The organism is Amorphoplanes friuliensis DSM 7358, from assembly GCF_000494755.1.
Classification (GTDB): Bacteria; Actinomycetota; Actinomycetes; order Mycobacteriales; family Micromonosporaceae; genus Actinoplanes; species Actinoplanes friuliensis.
This window is the reverse complement of sequence record NC_022657.1, coordinates 5,552,401-5,562,540: the sequence shown is the minus strand read 5'-3', so window position 1 is coordinate 5,562,540 and position 10,140 is coordinate 5,552,401. Positions and strand designations below refer to the sequence as shown.

At 71.4% G+C, this 10,140-nt stretch carries 10 protein-coding genes; 8 read left to right on the top strand and 2 right to left on the bottom strand.

Features of this window, described 5'->3' with window-relative positions; translation table 11 throughout:
• The first annotated feature begins 159 nt into the window (after positions 1-159).
• Together AFR_RS48005 and AFR_RS25790 are read left to right on the top strand one after the other, a co-directional pair.
• Positions 160-768, top strand: a complete 609-nt coding sequence (locus AFR_RS48005) for a response regulator (protein WP_238547387.1) — start codon at positions 160-162, stop codon at positions 766-768.
• A gap of 84 nt (positions 769-852) precedes the next feature.
• Positions 853-1,788, top strand: coding sequence for a M64 family metallopeptidase (locus AFR_RS25790; RefSeq protein ID WP_023364049.1), 936 nt, complete (start codon positions 853-855; stop codon positions 1,786-1,788).
• 60 nt (positions 1,789-1,848) lie between these two features.
• Here the strand turns inward: AFR_RS25790 and AFR_RS25785 are convergent, their stop codons facing one another.
• Positions 1,849-3,441 (bottom strand): acyltransferase family protein, encoded by a 1,593-nt coding sequence (locus AFR_RS25785; RefSeq protein ID WP_023364047.1) that lies wholly within the window; start codon positions 3,439-3,441, stop codon positions 1,849-1,851.
• A gap of 273 nt (positions 3,442-3,714) precedes the next feature.
• Here AFR_RS25785 and AFR_RS43930 point away from each other — a divergent pair, with 273 nt between their 5' ends.
• Together AFR_RS43930 and AFR_RS25775 are read left to right on the top strand one after the other, a co-directional pair.
• The gene (locus AFR_RS43930; RefSeq protein ID WP_023364045.1) at positions 3,715-4,593 is read left to right on the top strand and encodes a CAP domain-containing protein; all 879 of its coding nucleotides are present in this window, start codon (positions 3,715-3,717) and stop codon (positions 4,591-4,593) included.
• A 98-nt stretch (positions 4,594-4,691) separates the two neighbouring features.
• Complete coding sequence (locus AFR_RS25775; RefSeq protein ID WP_023364043.1) at positions 4,692-5,447, top strand: L,D-transpeptidase family protein; 756 nt, start codon at positions 4,692-4,694, stop codon at positions 5,445-5,447.
• A gap of 73 nt (positions 5,448-5,520) precedes the next feature.
• Here AFR_RS25775 and AFR_RS25770 read toward each other — a convergent pair whose 3' ends face one another.
• Positions 5,521-5,742, bottom strand: coding sequence for a hypothetical protein (locus AFR_RS25770; protein WP_023364041.1), 222 nt, complete (start codon positions 5,740-5,742; stop codon positions 5,521-5,523).
• A 279-nt stretch (positions 5,743-6,021) separates the two neighbouring features.
• On the opposite strand from AFR_RS25770, the gene AFR_RS25765 reads away from it, so the two are divergent.
• From AFR_RS25765 to AFR_RS25750, 4 genes are read left to right on the top strand one after another with little or no spacing between them, the layout of a single operon-like run.
• Positions 6,022-7,368: an efflux RND transporter periplasmic adaptor subunit gene (locus AFR_RS25765; RefSeq protein ID WP_238547135.1), complete on the top strand. Its 1,347-nt coding sequence runs from the start codon at positions 6,022-6,024 to the stop codon at positions 7,366-7,368.
• Complete coding sequence (locus tag AFR_RS25760) at positions 7,365-8,075, top strand: ABC transporter ATP-binding protein (RefSeq protein ID WP_023364037.1); 711 nt, start codon at positions 7,365-7,367, stop codon at positions 8,073-8,075. The genes AFR_RS25765 and AFR_RS25760 overlap by 4 nt, the downstream gene beginning before the upstream one ends.
• Positions 8,072-9,256, top strand: a complete 1,185-nt coding sequence (locus AFR_RS25755) for an ABC transporter permease (protein ID WP_023364035.1) — start codon at positions 8,072-8,074, stop codon at positions 9,254-9,256. The genes AFR_RS25760 and AFR_RS25755 overlap by 4 nt, the downstream gene beginning before the upstream one ends.
• Complete coding sequence (locus tag AFR_RS25750; RefSeq protein ID WP_023364034.1) at positions 9,253-10,134, top strand: EamA family transporter; 882 nt, start codon at positions 9,253-9,255, stop codon at positions 10,132-10,134. The genes AFR_RS25755 and AFR_RS25750 overlap by 4 nt, the downstream gene beginning before the upstream one ends.
• Positions 10,135-10,140: the final 6 nt, after the last annotated feature.

Here is a 10,140-nt window from a genome sequence, read left to right as displayed (position 1 = left end):
TGTCGGCTGTGGAGTCGGGCGGGGGGCTGGGGGTCGGCGCGGGCATCGAGGATTCTGCGGCGGGGGTGCGGTGAAAACGGTGCGACGGGGCGGTGGCGGGTGATCCGGGTTGTTGTCGTTGACGATCAGGAGCTGGTCCGGGCGGGCTTCCGGGTCATCATGTCCGCGCAGCCGGACATGACCGTGGTGGGGGAGGCGGCTGACGGGGCCGAGGCGTTGCGGCTTCTGCGAGACACCGTGGCCGACGTGGTGGTCATGGACATCCGGATGCCGGTGATGGACGGTGTTGCCGCCACGCGGCAGCTCACCGCCGACGGGAACAGTGCACGAGTGCTGGCGCTGACCACGTTCGACACCGACCAGGATGCGTTTGCGGCCCTGCAGGCGGGGGCCGGTGGGTTCCTGCTCAAGAACGCGCCGCCGGGGGAGTTGCTGGCGGCGATCCGGGCGATCGCCGGAGGGGACGCCGTGGTGGCGCCGCGGGTGACGCGGAGGCTGCTGGACCGGTTCGCCGGGCAGCTGGTGCCGGTGGTGCCCACCGCGCACAAGGACGCCGAGCGGCTGGGTCAACTGACCGAGCGCGAGCTCGAGGTGTTGTTGCTGGTCGCGGAAGGGTGGTCCAACGCCGAGATCGGGGAGCGGTTGCACGTGGCGGAGACGACGGTGAAGACCCATGTGGGGAGGATCCTGGCGAAACTCGAGTTGCGGGACCGGCTGCAGGCGGCTGTGCTGGCCTACAAGACCGGATTGGTGGCGCCCGACTCATAGATCGGCTTGGATGTAGGTTGGATCTTCATCCCCGAGATCCAGGAGGCGCCCGTGATGCGAATCCGAAGCCGCAGGACGGCTCTGATGGCGGCAGCTGCCGCGGTCACCGTCGTCGTCTACGGGCTGGTGCAGTTGCCGGCTTCCGCCGACACGCGGACCGAGGTGCGGGAGGTGTTCTCGCCCGACGGCTCGATCCGCCAGGAAAGTGTCAAGGTCGCGGACCTGCCGCGCACCAGCGCCGCACCCGCCGTGGCGGCCGACGTCGTCACCATCCAGCAGACAGGGACGCCGGCCACACGGTACGACCTGGTTTTTGTCGGTGACGGGTACACCGCCGGTGAGCAGGAACTGTTCCACCAGCAGGTGCTCGCGCGGTGGGATCAGCTGACCGCGATCGAGCCGTTCCGGACGCTGAAGGACAAGTTCAACGTGTGGCAGGTCAACGCCGTCTCGAACCAGTCCGGGTCGGACAACGATCCGACCCTCGGCGTCGAGAAGGACACCGCGCTCGACGGCGAGTTCTTCTGCGCGGGCCTCGACCGGCTCGTGTGCGTAGACGAGACCGCGGCGACGGGGTACGCGAGCCTCGCCCCCGGTGCCGACCAGGCCCTCATCCTGGTCAACAGCAGCACCTACGGCGGTTCCGGTGGGAGCGTGACCGTCTCCAGCGGCGGCAACGCGCTCTCCGGCGACATCGTCGTGCACGAGCTCGGCCACTCGATCGGCGGCCTCGCCGACGAGTACGGCGGCGAAGGCACCTACGAGGGCGGCGAACTCCCCGAGCCGAACACCTCCGTCGCCGACGAGGCCACGATGCGCGCCGAGCAGCTGAAATGGTTCAGCTACCTCGGGAAGCCGACCCCCGACGGCGGCGTGATCGGCACCTTCGAAGGCGGGTCGTACTTCGACCGGGGCGTCTACCGGCCGAGCGAGGACTCGATGATGCGGTCGCTGGGCAACGAGTTCAACCTCCTCGGCATCGACCAGCTCACCGCAGCGATCCTCGCCGAAACAGCCTGAGGCGCATCTGATCGGGGTCCCGCGGCCCGAACGGCAGGACCCCGATCAGATCAGGCTCACCTACGGTCGCTCCTCGGCCTTCCTGCCGAACCAGGCGGCCGTGGCGGTTGCTTCGTCCTGCTCCTGATCAGGCGTGGGCCCGTCGGTGTGCGCAGGGAGCCCGAACGAGACCTCGGCCTCGGGAAACGGCACGACTTGGCCGTCGGGGCCGTAGCTTTTCCGGTCCGGACCCGCCCACGGTGCGACACGATCGTCGTCGGCAAAACCCTCGATCCGGCGCGATGAGCGACGCACCATCTCGTCGGCGGGCACGGGTTCCGTGACGCCGCCGACCGGTCCGCCGAAGCTGACCGCAGGCGGCCCGGAAGGGCCCCTACCGAGGTCCGGAGCGGGGCTCCCGGGCTCCCCGAAGGCCACTGTCACACGATCCGTCCCGGCCCCACCGAACCCGGCCCCACCAAGACCGGCTGTCGGGCGGCCGGGCGCCGAAGGATCCGGCACTGAGGGATCGAGTGCCGAGGGGCCGGGCGCCGAAGGGCCGGGCGCCGAAGGGCCGGGCGCCGAAGGACCGGGTGGCAACCCGCCATCACCGGGCTTGCCGGAGGTCGGACCCCGGCCCGCCCCGGCCGGCCACAACCTCGGCCGCCGCCGCGCCGCCACGTCCTCGACCCACCCGAAGGCCACCACCGCCAGCAACGTCAGCGCCAGCGACGCGGCGAGATCCACCGGACCGTCCAGAATGTCGAGGTCGTCGAGGGCCAGGAAGGTCAGCACCGGCCAGATGGCTGCGATCGCGATGTTGTGCCACAGGTAGATCGTCACGGCGCGGGCGTTGAGGAAGTTCACCGCGCCGTCGGCGAGACGGTTGCGGGACAGCCAGGACATGTCCGGTTGCCAGCGCAGCGCCAGCAGGACGAACGCCAGGGACCACAGCGCCTGCGATTCCGACACGTCGTTCAGGTCGTAGCCGTCCTCGCCGGGGTGGCCGCGGAGCCAGTACAGCGCCGCGCAGCCGATGACGGTCGCCGCCGCGAGGACGATGCGGGGGTGGAGGCGGGCGAGGCGGCCGTCGTGGTGGGCGAAGCCGGCGATCCAGCAGGCGCCGTAGGTGGCGAAGTCCCACATGGCCGCGTCGGCGCGGCCGAAGGGCAGTGTCAGGTCGGTCTTGTCGAGGACCGCGATCAGGATGATGGGCGCGGCCACCGCCACCCAGCCGATCTTCTTGTACGCGAGGTACAGCAGCGGCGACAGCACCACGAACCACAGGTACGCCCGGATGTACCAGAGGGGTTCCCACACGTCGATGCCGCGTTCGCTGCCGGGCGGGTCGCCGACGGGGAGGATCCACAGGGCGAGTTTCCAGCTCAGGGGTTTGTCGCCGCCGTCCTCGTCCGTCCAGCCGAGGTAGAGCATCGCGGGGACGGCGATCGCGGCGAGCAGCCACAGCGGTGGCAGCAGGCGGCGCAGCCGGGAGGTGATCACGCTGCCGGCGGACCGCTTGTCGAGGGAGGCGGCGGTCAGTGAGCCGGCCAGCGCGAACATGATGCCCATGGCGGGCAGCAGGATCGACAGCCAGGGCCAGCCGAACAGGTGGTAGACGATGACCCGGACGATGGCGGCGGCCCGGAGCAGATCCAGGTAACGGTTACGCACCGACGAACGCTAGCCATGCGGGCACCTGCTCAATAACCTTCGTCCGGTCCTCAAGTGGACCCGGGCGGGTTACCCCGTACGAGTGAAGTGTCCTGTTTGTCTGTGCGGTTGTGCGACGCGTATGAGGCATAACCCCAGCTCAGAGGCGATCTTGGTGTGACGGGCGCCGGAGCCCGCCCGAGCCGTCCAGTCACCCGTGGGCGGTTGTGACGTTGAGCCACCTCGGAGGGCGACGTGCACGGGCGCGACGCCGCGAGCAGAGGAGACAACGGGATGCGCAAGCCTGCTGTCGTAGTGACCGCCGCGGTCTCGGCGGTACTGGCCGGCGGGATCATGGTGGCCACCACCGCGGGTGCGGAGGAGACTCCGGACGCCGTGACGGCCCCCTCGGTCCAGTGGCCCGACCTGCCGGCGATCCCGCAACTTCCCGGTGGTGCGGACCTTCCGGCCGTACCCGCCGTACCGGGGAATCCTGGTCCTGCCGCCGGTCACGCCGCGCCGGCCCACCAGGCCCGGCCGGACGATCAGGCGGGGACGGCCGATCAGGCCGAGCCCGCGGACGACCAGGCGCAGCCGAACGACCAGCGGCCGGCCGTGATCAGGCCGGCGCGCCCGGCGGCGGCGACAACACCGGCGACCGCGGATGCCGGTGAGGACAAGCGGAACAAGGCCACCCAGCCCGACAAGCCGAAGACGCTCGCCGCGCAGCCCGGCAACGCCAAGCGGGACGTGACCGCGAGTCAGGCGCTGTCGACCGATCCGCGCAGCTCCGTGCAGCAGCAGGCGCTGGAACTGGTCAACGAGAACCGCCGGCGTGGTGGCTGCGAGAACCTCAGTGTCGACCGCCGGCTGATCGTGGCCGCGAACAAGCACGCCGCCGACATGGCGCGGCGCGGCTACTTCGCCCACGAGGACTCGCAGGGCGACCGGGCCGGTGAGCGTGTCGAGGACGCGGGTTACCGCTGGAAGCGGTTCGGCGAGAACATCGCCCGCGGTCAGGACAGCGTCTACGAGGTCGTCAACGGCTGGATGAACAGCCCGGAGCACCGCGAGAACATCATGGACTGCGACCTTCACCAGGTCGGCGTGGGTCTGGCCTTCTCCGGTGACCGGACCCCGTACTGGGTGCAGGATTTCGCCACCCCGCAATAAACCTCCCGGATCCGTGCCACGGACGTCCGGGGGACCTTCCCAGGTGCACAGGTGTGCTTCGATGTGCGGACACATCTCCTGGGGAGGACGATTTGGCAGTGCAGCGGGTTTCCGCACGCCTCGCCGCAGCCTTCGTGGCCGTGGCGGTCGGCGGTGGACTCGGGGCTGTCGCTCTGGGCCCGGCCGCGGCAGGCGCCGCGGGCCGGACGGTCAGCGCGACACCGATCACCGCCGTCGTCGTCACGAAGGCCGCCGCGGCTTCGTGTTCGACGGGCAAATATCAGAAGCAGGTCGAGGGTTACCTCAAGAAGATCGGCGGCTACGGCACGGTCACGGTGGACGGCAAGCAGTCCGCCGCCGACTGCAAGGCGATCAAGAAGTTCCAGACCCGGTTCGGCATCAAGCCGGCGGCCGGGCTGGCCGGCCCGACGACCAACGGGGTGGCCAAGCGTCTCGCCGCCACCAAGACGTCGAAGTGCAAGGCCAAGAGCTCGGGTTACACGTTCTGCGTCGACCTGACGCACCAGACGACCTGGGTGATGAAGAACAAGAAGGTCTACCTCAAGCCGACCGTCACGCGGACCGGCATGAAGGGCTACCGGACCCCGTCCGGTACCTACAAGATCAACAAGCGCACCAAGAAGGAATGGTCCGACCCGTACGAGGTCTGGCTGCCGTACTGGCAGCGGTTCATCGGCGGCCGGGGCTTCCACCAGACGACCACGTACATCCACGACGCGTGGCGTGGCTCGCACGGGTGCGTCAACCTGCTCCCTGCCGATGCGAAGGCGTATTACAAGATCGGCAAGATCGGTATGCGGGTCAGTGTGATCGGGCGCCGCTCCGGCACCTGATCCACCAGCGGTTCCTGGTACGGCCCGTCGGCTCCAGCCGGCGGGCCGTCGCCCGTTCGGAGCGGCGCCGGCCTCAGGCGGCGAGGGGCGTGTGGGCGAAATGCGCGTGAGTGGTCAGGATGTCGTGCGCCATGATGATCTTCTCGTCGCCGGTCAGGGTCAGGATGCGCAGGCCGTCGCGGGTCAGCGTGTAGATCACGTCGGTGAAGTGGCTGACCGTGTCGTCGTGGTGCACCACCGTCAGGTCGTCGGCGCGCAGCATGGCGGCCGAGCGGGGCAGGAAATGCAGCGACATGGTCCCGTCCTTCGTCTTCGCGGATGCGGCACGTGACCTGGATTACGGGCGCCGTGGGGCGCTCGGTTCAACCGGCGGCCGATTGTGCCTCGCGGACGGCCCGCTGTCGAGGGCCTGAACTCACCCTCGCACCCGCCCGTGAGCTGCGCAGTCGCCCTCCGGTCGGCCGACGGGCGGATAACCGACACCGGGGCGGTATCTGGGGCCACCCGACCGATATAGATCAGCCGCCCGTTCGGCCCGCATTTTTCGTCGGTGCCCCGGCATAGAGTGGCGCTCGTGTCCCACCCCCCACGCCGTCGCACCGTGACCCTGCTCGTCGCCTGCGCTCTCCTGCCACCGCTGACCGCGGCTTCCTGTGGTGACGAGCCGTCGGGGGTCACCCTCGGCAGCGCCCGGCTGGGCACCGTCGCCGAGGTCGTGGAGGCGTCCGGCTCGGTGACCGCCCGCGCCGCCGCCACCGTCAGCGCGCCGGCCGAGGGCACCCTCGCCGAGCTGCGGTTCGAGGCCGGGGACAAGGTGCGTAAGGGTCAGGTCGTCGCCGTGATCGACTCTCCGGCCGCCGAGCGCCGCCTCGACGACGCCGCGAAGGCCGTCGACGCGGCCTCCTCGGGCGGCGTTCCGTCCGGCGGCGGCACCGCCGGCTACACCGCGGTGCAGCGCCGGACCGACGCCCAGGCCGGCAAGGCGTTCACCGCGGCCCGGGAGGCGGCGGCGAAGGTGACCGATCCCGAGGTCAAGGCGGCCCTGCTGGCCCAGGTCAAAGCGGCCCAGGAGCAGTACGACGCGGTGTCCGAGACGGCTGGTGCCGCCCTGCGCTCGGTGCAGCAGGGTGTCGCCGGCCTGGGTGAGGCCGTCAACGCCCTGACCGCCGCCCAGCGCGTGCAGGCCCAGCAGGCGTACGCCCTGGCCGAGGCCGCCGTCGACGCTCTCACCCTGCGCGCGCCCGTGTCCGGGGTGGTGCAGCTGGGTGGAACCCCGTCCGGTGGCACGGCGTCGCTGACCGATCTGCTGGCCGACCCGGCTGCTGCAAGTGCCGGCGGTGCTCCGGCCCAGGGCCCGCTGAGCGGTGTCGACTCCGCCGTGCCGGTGGGCGCGACCGTCGGCGCGGGCACCCCGATCATGACCATCGTCGACACCGGGCGCCTGGGCCTGGCCGCCGAGGTCGACGAGACCGACGTGCTGCTCGTCGAGCCCGGCGGCAAGGCGACCGCGGAGCTCGACGCCGCCTCGGGTGCCACCTACGACGCCACGGTGCGGGCCGTCGACCTCCTGCCGACCACCTCCGCCCGCGGCGGCGTCTCCTACCGGGTCCGTCTGACGCTGGGCAAGGGCACCCTCGCCGACGGCGGCGCGGCCCCGACACCGCGGCCCGGCATGAGCGCGATCGTCCGGCTCCAGGTGCGCCAGGCGGCCGACGCGGTGACCGTCCCGGCTTCCTCGGTCGTCTCGGCGGACGGCCGCGACACCGTCTGGGCGGTTCGCGGCGGCAAGGCCGAGCGTGTCCCGGTCACCCTCGGCGTCCAGGGTGAGGACGTGGTTCAGGTCGTCTCCGGCCTCACCGCCGGTCAGCAGGTTGTGATCGGCGGTGCCGACCAGGTCAGCGCCGGGCAGACCGTACCGTGAGCGAAGCTCCCGCGATCGTCGCCACCGACGTCAGCCGCACGTACGAGCTGGACGGCGTCTCCGTGCCCGCCCTGCGCGGTGTCTCGTTCACCGTCGAGGCCGACGACTACGTCGCGATCGTCGGCACCTCGGGCTCCGGCAAGTCGACCCTCATGCACCTGCTCGGCGGTCTCGACCGGCCGACCGGCGGCACCCTGGTGATCGGCGGCCGCGACGTCGCCACCCTGTCGCCGCCCGAGATGGCCCGCCTGCGCAACGAGACCATCGGCTTCGTCTTCCAGTCGTTCCACCTGCTGTCACGCACCACCGCCCGTGACAACGTCGCCCTGCCCCTGGTCTATCGCGGCATCGGCCGCCGTGAGCGCCGGGCCCGCGCGGCGGCGATGCTTGAGCGGGTCGGCCTGGCCCACCGCATGGATCACCGGCCCAACCAGATGTCCGGTGGTGAGCAGCAGCGTGTCGCCATCGCCCGCGCCCTGGTCACCGGCCCGTCCGTGCTGCTCGCCGACGAGCCCACCGGCAACCTCGACAGCACCACCGGCCAGTCCGTGCTCGCGCTGCTCGAGTCCCTCAACGACGAGGGTGTCGCGATCGTCCTGGTCACCCACGACCGGGAGGTCGCCGCCCGCGCCCACCGGCAGATCGTCATGCGCGACGGGCTGATCGTGAGCCCCGCGCCCGTCACCGGTGAGGAAGGCGCGGCGTGAGGCTGGCCGAGGCCTGGCGGGTCGCCCTCGATGCGCTGCGCGCCAACAGGCTGCGCAGCGTCCTGACCATGCTCGGTGTGGTCATCGGCGTCGCGGCCGTGGTCGCTCTCGTGGCGATCGGCACCGGCACCAAACAGCAGATCGAGCAGCAGGTCGAGGGTCTGGGCTCCAACCTGCTCATCGTCGTCCCGGGCCGCCTCGAGGCCGGTTCCGCCCCGTCCGTGTCGACGCTCTCGCTCGACGACGTCGACACCGTCAGCCGGGTGGTCGGCGACCGCAGCCGGGTCGCGGTCACGGTCGCTTCCGGCGAGACGGTACGCGCGGGCAGCCGTACGGCGTTCGCCAGCATGCAGGGTGTCCTCGAGACCACACCGAGTGTCTTCGTCCGCCGTCTCGACCGGGGCAGCTATCTGACCCGCTCGGACGTCAGCACCGCCCGCCGCGTCGCTGTCCTCGGCGCCGGTGTCGCCACGCAGCTGTTCGGCGACCGTGATCCGATCGGCCGCCAGGTCACCATCGGCGGGGTCCGGTTCCGGGTGATCGGCACGTTCGAGCCGCTGGGTCAGAGCCTCGGCGTCGACCGCGACAGCGAGGTCCACATCCCGGTCACGGCGGCGCAGCGGCTGCTCGGCACCGACCGCATCGACGCGCTGGCCATCCGCGCCCCGGACCGCGAACGCATCGGCACCCTGGGCGCCGACATCGTGGCCGCGCTGACCCGGAGCCACCCCGACAGCGACTTCAGCGCCGTCACGCAGGAGCAGATCCTCGGTGTCCTCGGCGACATCCTGGGTGTGCTCACCGGGGTGCTGGCCGCCATCGCCGGGATCAGCCTGCTCGTCGGTGGTGTCGGCGTCTCCAACATCATGCTGGTCTCCGTGCGCGAACGCACCCGGGAGATCGGCCTGCGCAAGGCCGTCGGCGCCCGGCCCCGCGACATCGGCCTGCAGTTCCTGCTCGAAGCCGTCCTGCTCACCACGATCGGAGGCGTCATCGGCATGGCGCTCGGCATCACCGCCGCCCTGCTCGTCGACCGGCTCTCACCGGTGCCCGCCGCGGTCACCTGGTGGTCGCTCGCCCTGGCGTTCGGGGTGTCGGCCCTGGTCGGCATCATCTTCGGGGTCGTCCCCGCACAGCGCGCCGGGCGGCTCGATCCCGTCGTCGCGTTGCGCACCGAATGACCACGGTCGTCCAGCGGCGGCGGGCGGTGCCGGCGCCGCTGCTCGTGCTCACCGCGATCGCCTCGGTGCAGGTCGGCAGCGCTGTCGCCCGCGGGTTCTTCGACGAGCTCGGCGCCGCGGGCATCACCCTGCTGCGGCTCCTGATCGCCGCCGTGATCCTCGGGGTCGTCTTCCGCCCGAAGGTCCGCGCCTGGTCGGCCGCGGCGTGGCGGGCCGCTGCCCTGCTCGGTGTCGCGATGGCGGGCATGAACCTGCTGTTCTACCTGTCGCTGCGGACGGTCCCGCTGGGTGTGGCCGTCACCGTCGAGTTCCTCGGGCCGCTGCTGCTCACCCTCGGACAGACCCGACGCGTCGCCGACCTGATGTGGGCGTTGCTGGCCGGCGGGGGAGTGGCGCTGCTCGGCCTGGACCCCACGGTCACGGCGCCGCTCGGCGGACTGCTGCTGGCGTTCGCCGCCGGGCTCTGCTGGGCCGGTTACATCCTGGCCAGCGCTCACCTCGGCACGCTGGTCCCCGGGACGGGTGGGCTCGCCGTCGCGCTGGCGGGAGCGGCGCTGCTCGTGCTGCCGTTCGGCGCGTCCGGGGCGACGGCCGTCCTCGACCACCCTTCTCTGCTGCTCGGCGCGACCGCGGTGGCCCTGCTGTCCTCGGTCTTCTCGTACGGGCTGGAGATCAACGCACTGCGGCGGATCCCGACCCGCGTCTTCGGCATCCTGATGAGCCTCGAGCCGGCCGGTGCGGCCATCGCCGGCCTGCTCGTTCTGCACCAGCGCCTCGGGCTGCGGGAGGTGGCGGCGTTGCTGCTGGTGAGCCTGGCCAGTCTCGGTGCCACTCTGGCCCACCGGGACCCCGTGACACCGCCGGTCGCACCGGGCTGAACGGCC

Bases quoted from the DNA above. Each gene is read 5' to 3' on its own strand.
- AFR_RS48005 (WP_238547387.1), top strand. From the start codon at position 160: ATGTCCGCGCAGCCGGACATGACCGTGGTGGGGGAGGCGGCTGACGGG.
- AFR_RS25790 (WP_023364049.1), top strand. From the start codon at position 853: ATGGCGGCAGCTGCCGCGGTCACCGTCGTCGTCTACGGGCTGGTGCAG.
- AFR_RS43930 (WP_023364045.1), top strand. From the start codon at position 3,715: ATGCGCAAGCCTGCTGTCGTAGTGACCGCCGCGGTCTCGGCGGTACTG.
- AFR_RS25770 (WP_023364041.1), bottom strand. From the start codon at position 5,742: ATGTCGCTGCATTTCCTGCCCCGCTCGGCCGCCATGCTGCGCGCCGAC.
- AFR_RS25750 (WP_023364034.1), top strand. From the start codon at position 9,253: ATGACCACGGTCGTCCAGCGGCGGCGGGCGGTGCCGGCGCCGCTGCTC.